The 17,918-nt window shown below is 45.4% G+C and carries 19 protein-coding genes; all 19 read left to right on the top strand.

What is annotated here, in order from left to right; all coding sequences use genetic code 11:
* Window positions 1-569: 569 nt before the first annotated feature.
* Window positions 570-704, top strand: a complete 135-nt coding sequence (gene rpmH, locus FIU82_RS15150; protein ID WP_045980711.1) for a 50S ribosomal protein L34 — start codon at window positions 570-572, stop codon at window positions 702-704.
* Between the two features lie 3 nt (window positions 705-707).
* Window positions 708-1,133 (top strand): ribonuclease P protein component, encoded by a 426-nt coding sequence (rnpA, locus tag FIU82_RS15145; protein WP_022944874.1) that lies wholly within the window; start codon window positions 708-710, stop codon window positions 1,131-1,133.
* Window positions 1,134-1,226: 93 nt separating this feature from the next.
* A complete protein-coding gene (gene yidD / locus FIU82_RS15140; protein WP_082079318.1) occupies window positions 1,227-1,478 on the top strand; it encodes a membrane protein insertion efficiency factor YidD in 252 nt (83 codons plus the stop codon).
* A 27-nt stretch (window positions 1,479-1,505) separates the two neighbouring features.
* Window positions 1,506-3,131, top strand: coding sequence for a membrane protein insertase YidC (yidC, locus tag FIU82_RS15135; RefSeq protein WP_152441435.1), 1,626 nt, complete (start codon window positions 1,506-1,508; stop codon window positions 3,129-3,131).
* 105 nt (window positions 3,132-3,236) lie between these two features.
* Complete coding sequence (gene mnmE, locus FIU82_RS15130; protein ID WP_152441434.1) at window positions 3,237-4,601, top strand: tRNA uridine-5-carboxymethylaminomethyl(34) synthesis GTPase MnmE; 1,365 nt, start codon at window positions 3,237-3,239, stop codon at window positions 4,599-4,601.
* Between the two features lie 906 nt (window positions 4,602-5,507).
* The gene (gene mioC / locus FIU82_RS15125; protein ID WP_053911005.1) at window positions 5,508-5,945 is read left to right on the top strand and encodes an FMN-binding protein MioC; all 438 of its coding nucleotides are present in this window, start codon (window positions 5,508-5,510) and stop codon (window positions 5,943-5,945) included.
* A 410-nt stretch (window positions 5,946-6,355) separates the two neighbouring features.
* Window positions 6,356-8,245, top strand: a complete 1,890-nt coding sequence (gene mnmG, locus FIU82_RS15120) for a tRNA uridine-5-carboxymethylaminomethyl(34) synthesis enzyme MnmG (RefSeq protein WP_152441433.1) — start codon at window positions 6,356-6,358, stop codon at window positions 8,243-8,245.
* A gap of 15 nt (window positions 8,246-8,260) precedes the next feature.
* Complete coding sequence (rsmG, locus tag FIU82_RS15115; RefSeq protein ID WP_130146647.1) at window positions 8,261-8,881, top strand: 16S rRNA (guanine(527)-N(7))-methyltransferase RsmG; 621 nt, start codon at window positions 8,261-8,263, stop codon at window positions 8,879-8,881.
* Between the two features lie 16 nt (window positions 8,882-8,897).
* Window positions 8,898-9,683 carry a ParA family protein gene (locus FIU82_RS15110; protein WP_022944881.1) on the top strand — a complete coding sequence of 262 codons (786 nt, stop codon included), beginning with the start codon at window positions 8,898-8,900 and terminating at the stop codon, window positions 9,681-9,683.
* A 20-nt stretch (window positions 9,684-9,703) separates the two neighbouring features.
* Window positions 9,704-10,624 carry a ParB/RepB/Spo0J family partition protein gene (locus FIU82_RS15105; RefSeq protein ID WP_045979461.1) on the top strand — a complete coding sequence of 307 codons (921 nt, stop codon included), beginning with the start codon at window positions 9,704-9,706 and terminating at the stop codon, window positions 10,622-10,624.
* Window positions 10,625-10,769: 145 nt separating this feature from the next.
* Window positions 10,770-11,150, top strand: coding sequence for an ATP synthase subunit I (locus FIU82_RS15100; RefSeq protein ID WP_045979460.1), 381 nt, complete (start codon window positions 10,770-10,772; stop codon window positions 11,148-11,150).
* Window positions 11,151-11,165: 15 nt separating this feature from the next.
* Window positions 11,166-12,023 carry a F0F1 ATP synthase subunit A gene (gene atpB, locus FIU82_RS15095; protein ID WP_022944884.1) on the top strand — a complete coding sequence of 286 codons (858 nt, stop codon included), beginning with the start codon at window positions 11,166-11,168 and terminating at the stop codon, window positions 12,021-12,023.
* Window positions 12,024-12,080: 57 nt separating this feature from the next.
* Complete coding sequence (gene atpE, locus FIU82_RS15090; protein WP_022944885.1) at window positions 12,081-12,314, top strand: F0F1 ATP synthase subunit C; 234 nt, start codon at window positions 12,081-12,083, stop codon at window positions 12,312-12,314.
* A 45-nt stretch (window positions 12,315-12,359) separates the two neighbouring features.
* The gene (gene atpF / locus FIU82_RS15085; RefSeq protein WP_022944886.1) at window positions 12,360-12,830 is read left to right on the top strand and encodes a F0F1 ATP synthase subunit B; all 471 of its coding nucleotides are present in this window, start codon (window positions 12,360-12,362) and stop codon (window positions 12,828-12,830) included.
* Window positions 12,831-12,846: 16 nt separating this feature from the next.
* Complete coding sequence (gene atpH, locus FIU82_RS15080) at window positions 12,847-13,380, top strand: F0F1 ATP synthase subunit delta (protein WP_022944887.1); 534 nt, start codon at window positions 12,847-12,849, stop codon at window positions 13,378-13,380.
* 14 nt (window positions 13,381-13,394) lie between these two features.
* Complete coding sequence (atpA, locus tag FIU82_RS15075; RefSeq protein ID WP_022944888.1) at window positions 13,395-14,936, top strand: F0F1 ATP synthase subunit alpha; 1,542 nt, start codon at window positions 13,395-13,397, stop codon at window positions 14,934-14,936.
* Window positions 14,937-14,989: 53 nt separating this feature from the next.
* A complete protein-coding gene (gene atpG, locus FIU82_RS15070; RefSeq protein ID WP_022944889.1) occupies window positions 14,990-15,850 on the top strand; it encodes a F0F1 ATP synthase subunit gamma in 861 nt (286 codons plus the stop codon).
* Between the two features lie 32 nt (window positions 15,851-15,882).
* Window positions 15,883-17,268, top strand: coding sequence for a F0F1 ATP synthase subunit beta (atpD, locus tag FIU82_RS15065; protein WP_022944890.1), 1,386 nt, complete (start codon window positions 15,883-15,885; stop codon window positions 17,266-17,268).
* Between the two features lie 13 nt (window positions 17,269-17,281).
* Entirely contained in the window at window positions 17,282-17,704 is a 423-nt protein-coding gene (locus FIU82_RS15060; RefSeq protein WP_022944891.1) for a F0F1 ATP synthase subunit epsilon, read from the top strand.
* The last annotated feature ends 214 nt before the right edge of the window (window positions 17,705-17,918 follow it).

The raw sequence follows: 17,918 nt of genomic DNA, 5'->3' as shown, positions 1-17,918 counted from the left end.
AGTGTACTCCCGAAATTAGGTTTGTATTATTGATACCCGTACATCACGGGTGAAGGTTGTCGTTGCTTGTCTTCCCTGAATCTGCGCCTTGGTGCGATCCGGCTGTCCATTATGACGCCTATTTATCCACAACTTCAATATTGATTTTTTTAGAAATTATGCTCCCTGCGCAAAATTTACATAAGGTATTGTTTTTATTTAATATAAATTTTAAAAATAGAAGTTAGGCAGACCATTAATTAGGGTTTGATCGGATTCAATTTTTAAGATCAATTAAGGTTATTAAGTGGATTTATGCACTTTTTAAACAGAGCCTGTGGAAAACTTCAATAAATCACCGATCTTTTTAGGATCGCTCGCCGATCTGAGCACACTTTTTTCGCACCCCTTCTCCTATAGCACTGTTATTTTCATTGACTTTGACCAAGACTATCTATAGAATTCCGCGCTCGCTAAGGCACCGCTTATTGTCCGGTGTAAATCACTTGGCTTTGTGCAGTGTCTGCGTCTGTGTGAGGATCGCGACCCACACAGTTAATTTAAACCTTAACCGATCGGATGGAATTGTTATGAAAAGAACTTTTCAACCTAGCGTACTTAAGCGCAAGCGTACTCACGGTTTCCGTGCTCGCATGGCGTCAGCAAATGGCCGTAAAGTACTAGCACGTCGTCGTGCTAAAGGCCGCAAAGTACTTTCTGCTTAATTAGTGGAAGACTTTCGCTTTGGCAGGGAGTTACGACTGTTAACTCCCTCGCATTATTCCCGCATTTTTAACGAGCCCGCTCGGGCAGCAACCGCCCTATTCACATTACTAGCTAAACCAAACGACTTAGATAATCCTCGCATTGGTTTAACCGTAGCTAAAAAAAATGTGAAGCAAGCCAACCAACGCAACCGCATTAAGCGTATCGCCCGTGAGAGTTTTCGTCTCAATCAACATCAGTTAGATAACATTGATATTGTGCTTATGGTTAAGCGCGGTATTGATGAGCGTTCTAATGCCGAGATTCGTGCTGAACTTGATAAGTTATGGCGAAAAATCAATGAGCGTTGTAAACCCGGATACAAGCCACCACCCAGACGTCATGGCAAAAAGCGTCCTAATGGGCAGCAAAAGCGCCAGCAATCATAGAATTTAGCGTCTTTTTCAGGTATCTTTAGCTCACCTTTTAATCGACACTCACTGAGTATTCACAATCACTCTGCTCAGTACTGAGGCTTACCTATGATCGCCCATATTTTGGCCATACCAAAACACAGCCTCATTATTGTAATTAGAGGTTATCAAAAGTGGATAAGCCCCCTACTTGGGCCCAGTTGTCGCTTTAATCCGAGCTGCTCTTCGTATGCTCTGCAAGCTATAAAAATGCACGGAGCAATAAAAGGCAGTTGGTTGGCAACGAAACGAATAGTAAAATGCCATCCTTTACATGCTGGTGGGGATGACCCCGTACCCAGCAAACGTAACCATCATTAATCTAAACGACGAGAAATAAGAGCTGTTATGGAATCGCAACGCACGTTTTTAATAATCGGCCTGTTGTTGGTGTCGTTTTTATTATTCCAAGAGTGGAATAATGACTACAACCAACCGCAGCAGCCTAGTGCCCAAACGCAACAAAAGACGCAAAGCCAGCAGGCCGGTCAGTCAGATGTACCGCAATCAGACGTTGATAATTCCCTTACTGCCACTGCTGTGGACCGTAAAATTATCGAAGTGACTACCGATGTATTTGCCGTAAAAATTGATACCTTGGGCGGTGACATCATCGAAACTAAGTTGCTTAAGCACGCTGAAACCCATGGCAGCGATACTCCTTACCTATTATTAGGGGAGTTTGATGGCAATCAGTACTTCTCACAAAGTGGCTTAATTGGTTTAAATGGTCCTGATGCGCAGGCCGAACGCCCAGTGTATGACTCTGAGAAGCTACAATATACTCTCAATGGCGATACCTTAACGGTGCCACTGACTTTCGTTGATGAGCAAGGCGTTCGCTTTACTAAAACTTACACCTTTAAACAGGGTCAGTACGATGTAGCGATGGACTACAACGTAGAAAATACCACCGCTGCGCCACTGCAAGTGCAGTTGTTTGCACAAGTTAAACGTACAGTGCAAGAAAAAGGCAGCTTAATTGACCAAAGCTACCTTGGTGGAGCTTACGGTACAGACGAGATAAATTATGAAAAATACTCGTTCTCTGATATTGAAGACAAACAATTAAATAAAACCACCCAAGGCGGCTATATCGCTTTTCTTCAGCACTACTTTGTCAGTGCCTGGGTACCAAACCAAGAGCAACAAAACACCGTCTATATGCGCCTTATCACGCCTTCAGTTGCGCAAATTGGTGTAAAGTCAGAGCCAATTACGGTGGCAGCCAATAGCACAGCGGACATCAGCGCCACTTACTATATGGGCCCTAAAGACACTGATGTCCTTGAAGCCATTCACCCTAACCTTGATTTGGCTGTTGACTATGGCTGGCTGTGGTTTATTTCGCAACCATTGCTCACCCTACTTAAGTTCCTTTACAGCTTCTTAGGTAACTGGGGTCTGGCTATTATTGCCATCACTATTGTGGTGAAGTCATTACTCTTCCCATTAACGAAAGCACAGTACACCTCTATGGCGAAGATGCGTGCCCTGCAACCGAAAATGCAAGCACTGAAAGAGCGCTACGGTGATGACCGCCAGAAGTTCGGTCAGGCCATGATGGATATGTACAAGAAGGAAAAAGTAAACCCGATGGGTGGCTGTTTCCCGCTGTTACTGCAAATGCCAATCTTCTTGGCGCTGTTCTATGTCTTCCTAGAGTCGCCAGAATTACGTCATGCTGAGTTCGGCCTATGGCTAACTGACCTGTCATCAAAAGACCCTTACTACGTACTGCCTATCTTGTTCGGTGCGAGTATGTTCTTGATGCAGAAACTACAGCCAATGACGGTTACCGACCCGATGCAACAAAAGATGATGACCTGGATGCCAGTAATCTTCTCGGTTTTCTTCTTATGGTTCCCATCAGGTCTCGTTCTATACTGGCTCGTGTCTAACCTTATCTCCATTGCGCAAATGCTGATTATTTATCGCGGTATGGAGAAAAAAGGCATGAAAGTGCGCGGTTAACAACCCGCTATTGAAGCTAAAAAAAGCGGCCTAAGAGCCGCTTTTTTATTGTTTATAACAACATTAGGTTACAATACATCCATTCAGGCTTTATCGAGTAATTCTATGCTTTCACAAGATACAATCGTTGCTCAAGCCACCGCGCCAGGTCGTGGTGGTGTGGGTATTATTCGTGTTTCTGGCAGCCATGCAAAGCTGGTCGCAGAGCGCATTTTAGGACGCTGCCCACGTACCCGCTACGCCGAATACCTGCCTTTTAATGACCTGCAGCGACAACAATTAGACCAGGGCATAGCGCTGTTCTTTCAAGGCCCACATTCTTTCACCGGCGAAGACGTGCTAGAACTACAAGGCCATGGCGGCCCTGTGATTCTCGACATGTTGTTAAAAGAGATTAGCCAACTTGAAGGCGTACGCTTGGCCAAGCCTGGTGAGTTCTCGGAGCGGGCTTTTCTCAATGATAAGCTTGATTTAACCCAAGCCGAAGCAATTGCCGATTTAATTAATGCAACCTCAGAACAAGCGGCTAAAAGTGCCCTGCACTCACTACAAGGCGAGTTTTCAAAACATATTGAAGAGCTGGTGGAGCAAGTTATTCACTTGCGCATGTATGTGGAAGCGGCCATTGACTTCCCTGATGAAGAAATCGATTTTCTTAGTGATGGTAAGGTTGGCAACGACTTGCAAGCTATTCTCGATAAGGTCGCGGCAGTAAGCAAACAAGCGAAGCAAGGCAGCATTATTCGTGATGGTATGCGCGTGGTCATTGCTGGTCGCCCTAATGCCGGTAAATCAAGCTTGCTTAACACCCTTGCTGGGCGTGATGCCGCCATTGTCACTGATATCGCAGGCACCACTCGTGATGTACTAAAAGAACATATCCATATTGATGGGATGCCTTTGCATATTATTGATACTGCAGGACTACGTGAAAGCCCAGATAAGGTCGAGCAAATAGGAATAGAACGCGCTTGGGAAGAAATCAACCAAGCCGATCGCGTGCTGTTTATGGTTGATGCCACGGAGACGGATGCCACCACTCCAGAGCAAATTTGGCCAGAGTTTACCGCTAAGCTGCCCGCCAATATGGGCATTACCGTGATCAGGAATAAGGTCGATCTCAGTGGCGAGCAACCAGGGTTTGATGACCACCCTACTCATCCGGTTATTCGCCTCAGCGCCAAACAAGCACAAGGCATTGACCATGTGCGAGAGCACCTTAAATCATGCATTGGCTTTGAGGGCACCCAAGAAGGCAGCTTTATGGCTCGCCGCCGTCATTTAGATGCATTAGAGCGAGCGCAGCAGCACTTGTATACCGGTCAAGAGCAACTTGAAGCCCATGTTGCCGGGGAGATCTTGGCAGAAGAGCTGCGTTTAACCCAGCAGTATTTAAGCGAGATCACCGGCGAATTCACCTCTGACGATCTACTCGGCAAGATCTTCAGCTCCTTTTGTATCGGTAAATAGATTAATAAAGTCTAGCGAGCCCACCTTTGTGTGGGCTTTTTTCAGCTCCCTCTCAGTAACCCAACACTCCAAAAAAACGCTTATCATCAGAAAAGCAAAGCTCGGAGCACCTAATAGTCAACAACTCAATCCTAAGATGACAGCTATCAGGGCAAAACGAACACATAAGTGAGCTCGTCGCTCCCTAATTTATTGGCAAAAAACAACGCTAAACTAGCGTTAAATAAGATCCCAGCGATGCTAGGTGCCCACAGCAACAACATAGTGATTATGCATATTTGCGACAAATATCGGCACTATTTTGTGTGAATATTGGCTACCAGCGACTCGTTACTGAGCAATTTTTATAGCGATCAATTAAAAACTGACATGCCTATCTGCATCAAAAAGTGTGATTAACAGTGAAAAGATCAGTCACACATAGCTAGTTTGGGTAGCAGTCATTCATGCGTTTTAACATTAACAAAGCATTTGAGGCTGGAGACTTGGCACATTAAGGGCATCAGATCCAAAAATACGGGCACTCACAAAAGAAATGAAGCCAATAAATAGAAAATTTATAGAAGTATTGGATCTATTAAATGAGTTTTATAGATCCAAAAATACGCCGAGATAATCTCTATTGATCATTATCCACAAGCAAAGCATACACACCCATGCAATTTTTCTTTATCAGTAGAAAATAGTGTGAAATTACCCAGTTATGATGAACGGGTATGGCTTTTTAACCTAAGCTTATCGACTTTTTATCAACAGCTTTAAAAATTAAAAACTCTATATTTATCATGAATATATATTCATTTTAAACAGCTATTGATGTTCAGAACTACACACAGGGATTAAGATCAATTGAGCCTAACCACAGATCAGGTATCATGGGCGCAACAACATTTAGGCGTAGTAACAATGAGCCAGCTCGAAATTATTATTGGTAGTCAAATGGGCGGCACTGAATATGTGGCCGAACAGTTAAGTGACTTAATGGAAGATCAAGGCATAAGCTGTACTTTACATGAGCAACCTGATCTTAAGGATATGAAAATGGAGGCTGCGTGGTTGATTTGCACATCAACCCATGGCGCTGGGGACTATCCTGATAATTTGCAGCCTTTTGTTGAAGATCTCAATGCCCTCACTAATCTCGACAATATTCGCTTTGCGATCATTGGTATAGGAGATTCTAGTTACGATACCTATAACTATGCGGCCAAAAACATCGAGCAATTGTTGCTGTCAAAACAAGCTCAGCCACTCTTACCTCGCTTGGAGATAGATGTTCTTGGCGAAGATCTACCTGAAGATACGGCTGAAAGGTGGTTACCAGAACTATTAAAACACTTGTAAGAAAACGATCTTACTAAAAAGTTATGCACATATTTATTGTTTTTTCGATCGGTATGTGGATAAAAGCTTGATATCTTGCGATCTTAACCATGATTATACACTTGATAAGATCGAAGCGAATCTTGCCTGTGTATAAAAGGGCCTTTTGATCAGATGTTCTCCCCTACTAGATCCGATCATACTCACAATAACTTAGATCGCTTAATTTATTGTTAATCATACGTTTTATAGGGTTATCAACAGAAAGGTAGGATCCTAGTAGTAAGATCAATAAAAGATCTCTTTAAAAGATCCTTTTATATATAAGATCTCTTTACCTTGAGTGAACATTATTTAACCATTTCCCTTAAGCTAATTTCTAGGTAGAATACGCCTCCTCTTAATATTTCACTGGTTGTAGGAAGCATTAAATGATTTTTCATGAGCACTTTGATGTCATTGTCGTTGGCGGCGGTCACGCTGGTACAGAAGCCGCTCTGGCCTCTGCACGAATGGGCATGAATACGCTATTGCTAACGCATAATATGGACACCTTAGGGCAAATGTCATGCAACCCTGCAATTGGTGGGATCGGCAAAGGTCATTTGGTGAAAGAGATCGATGCTCTTGGCGGTGCCATGGCAAAAGCGATCGACAAAGGCGGGATCCAATTTCGAACATTAAACTCATCGAAGGGCCCTGCTGTACGTGCAACTCGTGCCCAAGCTGATAGAGCGTTGTACAAAGCGGAAATACAAGCGATTCTGCAGCGCCAAGAAAACTTAAAGATCTTCCAGCAATCCTGTGATGATCTGATTGTAGAGGGTGATAAAGTTACAGGTGTTGTCACCCAGATGGGATTGAAGTTCAGTGCGCCATCCGTGGTACTTACCGTAGGAACCTTCTTAGGTGGCCAAATCCATATTGGCTTAGAAAACTTTAAAGGTGGCCGCGCTGGGGATCCGCCTTCAATTGCGTTAGCACAGCGCTTACGTGAATTACCTTTTCGCGTTGATCGTCTGAAAACAGGCACGCCTCCACGAATAGATGCTCGCACCGTCGACTTCAGCAAAATGCAAACACAACCTGGTGATACGCCCACACCTGTGTTTTCGTTTATGGGTAAGGTGGAAGATCATCCGCAGCAGATCCCTTGTTATATCACCTACACAAACGACAAAACGCACGAGATTATCAATGAGAATCTGCACCGATCGCCTATGTATTCAGGCGTGATTGAGGGGATCGGTCCGCGTTACTGCCCATCGATTGAAGATAAAATAGTTCGTTTTGCCGATAAAGATAAGCACCAAATCTTTGTTGAACCAGAAGGGTTAACCTCTTATGAGCTATACCCAAATGGTATTTCCACGAGTTTGCCATTTGACGTACAGATGCAAATAGTCAACAGCATCGCTGGATTTGAGCAAGCCCACATCTGTCGTCCTGGTTATGCCATTGAGTATGACTTTTTCGACCCTCGGGATCTTAAGCCGTCATTAGAAACTAAGTTTATTCAAGGGCTTTTCTTTGCTGGACAAATAAACGGCACCACTGGCTATGAAGAGGCCGGAGCACAAGGGCTTATTGCTGGTATGAATGCCGCGTTGCAAGTGCAAGGCAAAGAAGCTTGGACTCCACGCCGTGATGAAGCATACACAGGGGTATTAATTGATGACTTAGCCACGCTAGGTACCAAAGAGCCCTATCGCATGTTTACTTCACGTGCCGAATACCGATTGCTACTTCGCGAAGATAATGCTGACTTGCGCCTTACCGAGAAAGGCCGAGAACTGGGCTTGGTCGATGACCAGCGTTGGGCTGCATTTAATGAAAAATTAGAAGTGATGGAACAAGAAACACAGCGTATTCGTTCCACTTGGATCCATAAAGATCACCCAGCACAGGAAGCCGTGAACGCGTTATTAAAATCACCGATGACTCGTGAAGCCAGTTTAGAAGAGTTGATCCGTCGCCCTGAGATCAATTATCGCGATCTTACCGCTATCGAAGGTTTAGCGAGTGAGTCAGACAACCAGCAAGCACTTGAGCAGGTAGCGATTCAAACAAAGTATGCTGGTTACATTGCTCGTCAACAAGACGAGATCGCAAAGCAGTTGCGCCATGAGCAAACTATTTTGCCAGCGGAGTTTGATTACAGCCAAGTATCTGGCTTATCAAATGAGGTTGTTGCCAAGCTTAGCGAAGCTCGCCCGGACACCATTGGCCAAGCGTCGCGTATTTCTGGTATTACTCCAGCGGCGGTTTCGCTATTATTGGTGTATCTGAAAAAGCAGGGCATGTTACGCAAATCAGCGTAACCACATAACACATCCATGTTAGAAAAAAAATTTACGCAGTTATTGGCCGCAGCCAATATCTCTCTAAGCGAGCAACAAATTAATCAGTTGCTCGCTTATGTTGCTTTATTAAACAAGTGGAACAAAGCATACAATTTAACGTCTGTTCGCGACCCTAATGAGATGCTGGTTAAGCATATTATGGATAGTTTGGTGGTAGCTGAACATTTAGAGGGTAAACACTACATTGATGTTGGCACCGGCCCAGGTTTACCGGGTATGGTGTTAGCCATTGCCCTACCCGACACCGAATTTGTACTACTGGATAGCCTTGGCAAGCGTGTGACTTTTCTTAAGCAAGTAAAACATGAGCTTGGCCTAAAAAATGTAACCGCCGTACAGAGTCGAGTTGAAGATTATCAGCCAAGTGTTAAATTAGATGGAGTGCTTTCTCGTGCCTTTGCCTCTATTGATGATATGTTGCATTGGTGCGCGCATTTAATTGATCAAGATGGACGTTTTATAGCTTTGAAAGGCCAATATCCTGAGCAGGAACTTGCCAACCTCCCTGCTGGATTTTCGTTTACCCAGGACATTGAGTTATCAGTTCCAGAGCTTCAGGGCGAACGTCATCTTATAATTCTAAAAAAAGCTTAATTGGCAGAGGATCACCGTGGCTAAAGTCATTGCAATTGCAAACCAAAAAGGAGGCGTGGGTAAAACCACCACAGCCGTGAATTTGGCGGCCTCTATGGCTGCGACCAAGCGTAAAGTTTTACTTATCGATCTCGATCCTCAAGGCAATGCGACCATGGGTAGCGGCGTTGATAAGTACGATGATGTCGCCACTATTTATGACTTACTCATTGAAGAACAACCTTTTGATGATGTTGTCATCCAGCAAACCTCGGGTGAGTATCATTTAATTGCTGCCAATGGCGATGTGACTGCCGCTGAAGTTAAGCTTATGGAATTGTTCGCGCGCGAAGTGCGCCTGCGCAACGCGTTGGAGAAAATTCTTGAGCAATATGATTATATCTTCATCGATTGCCCACCCTCACTGAACATGCTGACCGTCAATGCCATGGCCGCCGCTGATTCGGTACTCGTGCCTATGCAGTGTGAGTACTATGCCCTTGAGGGAATTACAGCGCTGATGGGAACCATCGAGCAATTGGCGCAGTTAGTGAACCCTAAATTACAGATTGAAGGCATCTTGCGAACCATGTACGATCCGCGCAACCGCCTTGCCAATGATGTTTCTGAGCAATTGAAACAGCACTTTGGCGATAAGGTCTACCGAACCGTTATTCCGCGCAATGTTCGTCTCGCAGAAGCCCCTAGCTTTGGTGCGCCGGCCATGTATTATGACCGAGCCTCTGCAGGCGCCAAAGCCTACCTTGCCTTGGCCGGTGAAATACTGCGCAGAAAAGAAAAACAAACACCTGCAGTCGCCTAAACGTAGAGGTAAGCCAACCAATGTCTGCTAAAAAACGTGGATTAGGACGGGGTCTAGATGCCCTACTGACGTCATCTAAGCCTGCACCTGGCCCAGCGCCAAGCGCAGATGCACCTGTTGAAGAACACTCACAAGCGCAAGCGAACGCGCAAAGTGGTGAGTTGCAAAAGTTAGCGATCGAATTTTTACGTCCTGGAAAGTATCAGCCGCGAAAAGATATGTCAGAGGAAGCGTTAGAAGAACTTGCTTCCTCCATTCGTGCACAAGGTATTATTCAGCCCATCGTCGTGCGCCAAGTTGCACCTGACAGCTATGAAATCATCGCTGGTGAGCGCCGTTGGCGCGCCGCCCAGTTAGCTAAACTTGATGTGGTGCCTTGCCTTATCAAGGCAGTTCCGGATGAAGCAGCAGTTGCTATTGCGTTGATTGAAAACATTCAACGTGAAGATTTAAATGCGATGGAAGAAGCCATCGCTTTAGGTCGACTGATTGATGAATTTGAGTTAACGCACCAGCAAGTGGCTGATGCCGTTGGCAAATCGCGCACCACTGTCACTAACTTATTACGGCTCAATAATCTTAACGATGATGTTAAAATCATGTTAGAGCATGGCGATATTGAAATGGGTCATGCTCGGTGTTTATTAGCGTTAAGTGGTGAGTTGCAGTCTGAAGCGGCACGCACTGCCGTAGCTAAAGCGCTAACCGTGCGTGAAACCGAAAAACTCGTGCGTTCTATTCTGGAGCCCGTAGAAAAGCCGCAGAAGAAAGAAAAAGATCCAGATGTCATACAGTTAGAGCAAAAGCTCGAAGATAATCTCGGCGCGAAGGTAGAAATTAACTACAACCAAAAAGGAAAAGGTAAGTTGGTGATTTCTTACACAAACCTTGAGGAGTTAGACGGAATTCTTCACCGTATTGACCCACAGTTTAAAGATTAGTCGCTAAGGCGCTCTCACCCCTGTTTTACGGGGGTGAAATTCCCCCAAATCGCACTGACTCAAGTTGCAAATCAGCCAAAAACAAGTATAATTTCGCCAGTTTTCACACCCTAATAAAATTTAACGTTATTAAGGTTAATAAAAAGTGACGCAAAGGTTAGCAGGTCCGTATCGCCGCGCCGCATTTAAGGGCGTTCTTTTTCAGGGTGTCGTAGCAACAATCGCTGCAGTAATAGTTTTAGTAGGTTGGGGAGTAGAAGCCGGTCTCTCAGCATGGCTTGGAGGCTTGACTGTTGTACTCCCTAATTTTGTATTTGCCGCTTATGCATTTAGATATATGGGCGCAAGCAAATCAGAACAAGTCCTAAGCTCGTTGAAACGAGGAAAGGCGTTAAAGTTTTTGCTCACTGTGTGTATGTTCGTACTGGCTTTTAAACATTTTTTATTGCTTCCAGTACCCTTTTTCAGCGCTTATGTGCTGATATTTGCCACACAGTGGATAGCACCGATTTTTTTTAATCATTAACTTTTGGGATAAAACATGGCTGCAGAAGAAGTGACTCTATCGAGCCATATTCAGCACCACTTGACCAATGCAAAGATGTGCTCAACCGATGCCGGTATTGAGTTCAACAAAGCATGTGCGGACAGTGGCTTCTGGACATGGCATGTAGATACCCTCGCATGGTCAATCGGATTAGGTCTTATATTCTTATGGATCTTCCGTGGCGCCGCTAAAAAAGCACACACAGGTGTACCTGGTAAGTTTCAATGTTTCATTGAGATGATTGTTGAGTTTGTTGGTGACAACGTACGCGACACTTACCACGGTAAAAGTAAGTTAATTGCCCCCCTTGCCTTAACGATTTTCGTTTGGGTATTCCTAATGAACCTTATGGATTTGATCCCGGTTGATTTCCTTCCTGCATTTGCAGGCTGGGTGGGCGAAACAGCATTTGGTATGGACTCTCATGACGTATACATGAAAATCGTACCAACCACTGACTTGAACATGACTGCAGGTCTTGCCATTGGCGTATTCTTGCTAATGATTGGTTACTCAATTCGCATTAAAGGCATCGGTGGTTTCCTTGCTGAGTTAACGCTGCACCCGTTTAGCACTAAGAACAAGCTAGCAATGGTGTTCTTAATTCCATGTAACTTGCTGTTAGAGCTAATTTCATTGATTGCTAAGCCGTTTTCATTGGCACTGCGTTTATTCGGTAACCTGTATGCAGGTGAGATGATCTTCATCCTTATCGGCGCTGTGGGTTTAATGCAGTTACCACTGCACTTTGTATGGGCGGTATTCCATATCTTGGTTATCGTACTACAGGCATTCGTATTTATGATGCTGACCATTGTTTATCTAAGCATGGCTAGCTCAGACAACCACTAATAAACTGATTTATTAACTTTTATTTTTTAATTTACTTTAAAAACTTTGGAGAAAAAAATGGAACTAGTATTAGGTCTTAAGTATATCGCTGTTGCTCTACTTATCGGCTTCGGTGCAATCGGTACTGCAGTTGGTTTCGGTAACATGGGTGGTAAATTCCTAGAAGCGTGTGCGCGTCAGCCTGAGCTTGCACCTTCACTACAGGTTAAAATGTTCATCCTTGCTGGTCTTATCGATGCCGTAGCTATGATCGGTGTTGGTATCTCTATGTACATGTTGTTCGCACTTTAATTCACTAGTAGCTCTTAGAACAACTGTCAATAAGGAGGAGCGGTCGTGAATATTAACGCCACTCTTATCGGTGAATTAATCGCATTTACGGTGTTCGTGCTGTTCTGTATGAAGTACGTATGGCCACCGCTAAATAGTGCGATTGAAGCTCGCCAAAAGAAAATTGAAGATGGTTTAGCTGCTTCTGATAAAGCTGAGAAAGACTTGGAACTGGCTCGTCAAAAAGCCACGGAACAGTTAAAAGAAGCGAAAGCTCAAGCTGCTGAAATCATCGAGCAAGCTAAAAAGCGTGCCTCGCTTATTGTTGACGAAGAGACAACTCGTGGTCAGCAAGAGCGTGAAAACATCATAGCTCAAGGTCACTCTGAGATTGAAGCAGAGCGTAACCGCGTGAAAGAAGATTTACGTAAGCAAGTTGCTACTCTAGCAGTAGTCGGTGCTGAGCGTATTCTTGAGCGCGAGATCGACCAAGCCGCACACAGCGACATCGTTGAAAAACTTGTCGCAGAGCTGTAACTAGGAGGGTATGAGCATGTCTGAATTGACTACCATCGCTCGCCCATACGCTAAAGCGGCTTTTGAGCTTGCCGTTGAGAAAAACGCGGTTGCCCAATGGCATGAAATGCTGCACTTCGCTGGCCAAGTGGCCAGCGATGAGCAGGTTAATGCAGTCATTGGCAGCCTGCCGTCTGTGTCTGACCAAGCCGATGTAATCATCAAGGTTTGTGCTGACCAACTCAACGAACAGGGTCAAAATCTTATCAAGCTAATGGCCGAAAATGAACGTTTAGCCGCCCTGCCTGACGTTGCCGAACTATTTGCCGAGTTTAAGGCTGAGTTCGACAAAGAAATCGAAGTCACAGTGATTTCTGCAACGGAGCTTGCTGCAGCGCAGCAAGAGAAACTAGGCGCGGCACTCGAACAACGTTTCGCACGCAAAGTTAAGCTGAATTGTAGTGTTGATGCCTCCGTCGTTGGCGGGTTGGTAATTCGTGCCGGTGACACCGTAATCGACGGGTCTATACGCGGCCAAGTTGACCGCTTAGCGGCCACACTACAATCGTAATTGGGAAAAAGAGCATGCAACTTAATTCCACAGAAATTTCTGCGCTGATCAAGCAACGCATTGAGCAGTTTGAAGTTGTAAGTGAAGCACGTAACGAAGGTACTATCGTATCTGTTACTGACGGTATCATCCGCATCCACGGTCTAGCTGACTGTATGCAAGGTGAGATGATCGAGCTTCCTGGCAACCGTTATGCTATCGCATTGAACCTTGAGCGTGACTCAGTAGGTGCAGTAGTAATGGGTCCTTACGCTGACCTTAAAGAAGGCGTAAAAGTTAAATCAACAGGTCGTATTCTTGAAGTACCAGTCGGTAATGGTCTTCTAGGTCGTGTAGTAAACACCCTAGGTCAGCCTATCGATGGTAAAGGTGCACTGGACAGCGAAGGTTTCGAGCCAATCGAAAAAATCGCCCCAGGTGTAATCGACCGTCAATCAGTAGATGAGCCAGTTCAAACTGGTTATAAGTCTATCGATGCCATGATTCCAGTTGGTCGCGGCCAGCGTGAATTGGTTATCGGTGACCGTCAAACTGGTAAAACTGCATTAGCAATCGACGCTATCATCAACCAAAAAGACACAGGCATTAAGTGTGTGTATGTAGCGGTTGGTCAAAAAGCATCGACTATTGCTAACGTAGTACGTAAATTAGAAGAGCACGGTGCCCTAGAAAACACGATTGTTGTTGTAGCATCTGCTTCTGAATCTGCAGCCCTACAGTACCTAGCACCGTTTGCTGGTTGTACTATGGGTGAATTCTTCCGTGACCGTGGTGAAGACGCGCTTATCGTATACGATGACCTGTCTAAGCAAGCGGTAGCGTATCGTCAGATTTCACTTCTACTTAAGCGTCCACCGGGCCGTGAAGCATACCCAGGTGACGTTTTCTACCTTCACTCACGTCTTCTAGAGCGTGCAGCACGTGTAAATGCTGACTACGTTGAGAAGTTCACCAATGGTGAAGTGAAAGGTCAAACAGGTTCATTGACGGCATTGCCAATCATTGAAACTCAAGGTGGTGACGTTTCTGCCTTCGTACCAACCAACGTGATTTCAATCACCGATGGTCAGATCTTCTTGGAAACTGACTTGTTTAACTCAGGTATTCGTCCTGCTGTTAACGCCGGTATTTCTGTATCGCGTGTAGGTGGTGCTGCGCAAACTAAGATCGTTAAGAAACTAGGTGGTGGTATCCGTCTAGCGCTTGCTCAGTATCGTGAACTTGCGGCGTTCTCGCAGTTCGCTTCTGACCTTGACGAAGCAACACGTGCTCAACTTGAGCATGGTGAGCGCGTAACCGAGCTAATGAAGCAGAAACAGTACACGCCAATGTCTGTTGCGGAAATGTCTCTATCACTTTTCGCTGCTGAAAAAGGCTTCCTTGCTGACATCGAAGTAAGCAAAATCATGGACTTCGAAGCAAGTCTAATCGGCTTCGCTAAAAGCGAGTACGCAGAGCTAATGGCGCAAATCAATGAAACTGGTAACTACAACGCCGAGATTGAAGCACAGTTGAAAGAACTTCTTGAGAAGTTCAAGTCAACGCAAACTTGGTAATTTAGTTATCTAAGGTGAGTGCATTGCGCTCACCGAGATTCGGAGAGAGAGTCATGGCCAGCGGAAAAGAGATTAAAAGCAAGATCGGGAGTATTAAAAATACTCAGAAGATCACCAGCGCAATGGAAATGGTTGCCGCTTCAAAAATGAAGCGCGCACAGGAGCGTGTTGCTTCTAGCCGTCCATACGCTGAGAACTTACGCAAAGTGATCGGTCGTATTGCTCAAGCGAATCTTGACTTTAGTCACGCTTATTTAGAAGAGCGTGATGTAAAGCGAGTTGGTTATATTGTTATCTCTACAGACCGTGGTCTGTGTGGCGGCTTGAACACTAATGAGTTCAAGAAAGTCTCACAAGACGTAAAGGCTTGGAAAGAAAAGGGCGTTGACGCTACTTACGCGACCCTAGGCAGCAAAGCTGCTGGGTTCTTCCAAAGCTTTGGTGGTCAGCTTGCCGCGAAAAAGGCAGGCCTTGGAGATGCCCCTTCAGTTCAGGACGTAATTGGTCCTGTGAAAGTGATGCTCGATGAGTTCGCTGAAGGCAAAATTGACCGTTTGTTCGTGGTATATAACCATTTCGTTAATACCATGAAGCAAGAGCCAGTAATCGATCAGTTATTACCTTTGCCAAAAGCTGAAGAAGAAGTATCAGCCCACGCTTGGGACTACTTGTACGAGCCAACACCAGAGGCCATTTTGGAAACTCTGTTGGTGCGTTTCATTGAGTCACAAGTTTATCAAGGTGTGGTTGAGAATGCTGCCTCTGAGCAGGCTGCCCGTATGGTTGCAATGAAAGCTGCAACTGATAATGCCGGCGACCTGATGGATCAGTTGCAATTGCAGTACAACAAAGCGCGTCAAGCAGCAATCACACAAGAGATCAGTGAGATTGTGAGCGGTTCGGCAGCGGTTTAACGCTTCGGCAAAGTTTAACGAGAGGAATTGACATGAGTTTAGGTAAGGTCGTCCAAATTATCGGCGCCGTTGTGGACATCGAGTTTCCACAAGACAACGTGCCAGCCGTATATGACGCACTAAAAATTACAGAAGGCGACCTAGCAGGTTTGACACTAGAAGTGCAACAGCAGCTAGGTGGCGGTGTGGTACGTGCTATCGCACTAGGTACTACTGACGGTCTACGTCGTAGTACAGCAGTAGAGAATACTGGCGAGCCAATCATGGTTCCAGTTGGTACTAAGACCCTAGGTCGTATCATGGACGTATTGGGTAACCCAATTGATGAAGCTGGCCCAATCGGTGAAGAAGACCGTATGTCTATCCACCGAGCTGCACCTTCATACGAAGAGCAGAGCAACTCAGTTGAACTTTTAGAGACTGGTATCAAGGTAATCGACCTTGTATGTCCATTCGCTAAAGGTGGTAAAGTTGGTCTATTCGGTGGTGCCGGTGTAGGTAAAACCGTAAACATGATGGAGCTTATCCGTAACATCGCAATCGAGCACAGCGGCTTCTCAGTATTCGCTGGTGTTGGTGAGCGTACGCGTGAGGGTAATGACTTCTATCACGAAATGAACGACTCAAACGTACTCGATAAAGTATCGCTAGTATATGGTCAGATGAACGAGCCACCAGGTAACCGTCTACGTGTTGCATTGACTGGTCTAACTATGGCTGAGAAGTTCCGTGACGAAGGTCGTGACGTACTATTCTTCGTAGATAACATCTATCGTTATACCCTAGCCGGTACTGAAGTATCAGCACTACTAGGTCGTATGCCATCAGCAGTAGGTTATCAGCCTACACTTGCTGAAGAGATGGGTGTACTACAGGAGCGTATCGCGTCAACTAAAACCGGTTCAATCACTTCAATCCAAGCGGTATACGTACCAGCGGATGACTTGACTGACCCGTCACCAGCAACGACGTTCGCGCACTTGGATGCAACAGTTGTACTATCTCGTGATATCGCATCACTAGGTATCTATCCAGCGGTTGACCCACTTGACTCATCTTCACGTCAGCTAGATCCGCTTGTTATCGGTCAAGAGCACTACGACATCGCGCGTGGCGTTCAAACCGTACTACAGCGCTATAAAGAGCTGAAAGACATCATCGCCATCCTAGGTATGGACGAGCTGTCTGATGAAGATAAGCAAGTAGTATCACGTGCACGTAAGATCCAGCGTTTCCTATCTCAGCCGTTCTTCGTTGCTGAGGTATTTACAGGTGCGCCAGGTAAATACGTTTCATTGAAAGACACTATCGCAGGCTTTAAAGGCATTCTTGACGGCGAATACGATGAGCTACCAGAGCAAGCGTTCTACATGGTAGGTTCAATCGAAGAAGCCGTTGAAAAAGCGAAAAGCATGTAACTAGGAGGGGAGTATGGCAGCTATGACCGTACATCTTGATGTTGTAAGCGCTGAAGAGATGATTTTCTCTGGCCGCGTAGAATCACTTCAAGTGACAGGTAGTGAAGGTGAGCTTGGTATTATGCCTGGCCACGCACCGCTACTAACTGCCCTCAAACCTGGAATGGTCCGTTTAGTAAAGCAACTAGGTGGTGAAGAAATCATCTATGTTGCTGGCGGTACATTAGAGGTACAACCTCATAATGTAACTGTCCTTGCAGATACCGCTGTACGAGCTGAAGAGCTTGACGAACAAGCGGCAGAGCAGGCTAAGCGTGAAGCGCAAGAGCAAATGGATAAAGCTGGCAGTGGCGAGCTTGATTACCATAAAGCAGCGATCCAACTCGAAGAGGCGCTTGCGCAGCTTCGTGTTATTCGTCAATTGCGTAACAGCTAAACGCTTCCAACCTCATAGGTTTGCAAAAACCCGCGCTTTAAGCGCGGGTTTTTTTATGTCTGTTCTTTCTATGTTCACACTGTTGCAGATACAATAGTCGGTATTGTCGATAGCCATACCAGAACATCGCTGGCGGCTTTTTAGCCAGCTGTGTTCGGACACAGGATGTGCCAACTTAAAGCGTGAGCTGAGTGTGCGCTGTCACGTCGCGAAA

The sequence above is a fragment of the Pseudoalteromonas sp. THAF3 genome, assembly GCF_009363775.1.
GTDB lineage: Bacteria > Pseudomonadota > Gammaproteobacteria > Enterobacterales > Alteromonadaceae > Pseudoalteromonas > Pseudoalteromonas ruthenica.
Note: the sequence above shows the minus strand (reverse complement) of the source record. Positions and strands in the feature narration are given on the sequence as shown.